1 protein-coding gene is annotated in these 927 nt (G+C 53.4%); it reads left to right on the forward strand.

Translation table 11 applies throughout. From position 1 onward, the window contains the following. Nucleotides 1-823: HlyD family secretion protein (locus RTW80_RS26120; protein ID WP_312720985.1), on the forward strand; the 823-nt coding region annotated here is incomplete at its 5' end. Nucleotides 824-927 lie beyond the last annotated feature (104 nt).

Genomic DNA, 927 nt, shown 5'->3' on the forward strand with positions numbered 1-927 from the left:
ACTTCAGGCTGACCTGATGACGGCGACGCATAATATAAAGACGCGGCGTGCGCAGCTCACTGAAGCGCAGGCCAACACCACCCAGGTTTCAGCGGAGCGCGACCGTCTGTTTAAAAATTATCAACGTTACTTGAAAGGCAGCCAGGCGGCGGTGAATCCGTTCTCGGAACGTGACATCGACGATGCGCGGCAAAATTTCCTCGCGCAGGATGCGCTGGTGAAAGGCTCGGTGGCGGAGCAGGCGCAGATCCAGAGCCAGCTCGACAGTATGGTTAACGGCGAGCAATCGCAGATTGTGAGCTTAAGAGCGCAACTTACTGAAGCAAAATATAACCTTGAGCAGACTGTCATTCGCGCGCCGAGCAATGGCTACGTTACTCAGGTACTGATCCGCCCAGGTACATACGCAGCTGCCTTGCCGCTGCGTCCGGTGATGGTCTTCATCCCCGAGCAAAAACGGCAAATTGTCGCCCAATTTCGGCAAAACTCGCTGTTACGTCTGAAACCCGGCGATGATGCGGAAGTGGTGTTTAACGCGCTACCTGGGCAGGTGTTTCACGGCAAACTGACTAGTATTTTACCTGTCGTGCCAGGCGGTTCTTATCAGGCGCAGGGGGTATTGCAATCATTAACGGTCGTGCCCGGCACGGACGGTGTGCTGGGAACCATTGAACTGGACCCTAACGATGATATCGATGCCTTACCCGACGGCATCTACGCCCAGGTGGCGGTTTACTCCGACCATTTCAGCCATGTTTCGGTGATGCGGAAAGTGCTGCTAAGAATGACCAGCTGGATGCATTATCTTTATTTGGATCATTGAGACTTATATCACCTGTGTTTTGCGTGAGCCTGAGTCATACTGATATTTTTCCTCGCACAAAGGACTCGGCATGAAACTCGTCGGTAGCTACACCAGCCCGTTTG

This window comes from Escherichia sp. AM3, from assembly GCF_032029835.1.
GTDB classification, from domain to species: domain Bacteria; phylum Pseudomonadota; class Gammaproteobacteria; order Enterobacterales; family Enterobacteriaceae; genus Escherichia; species Escherichia coli.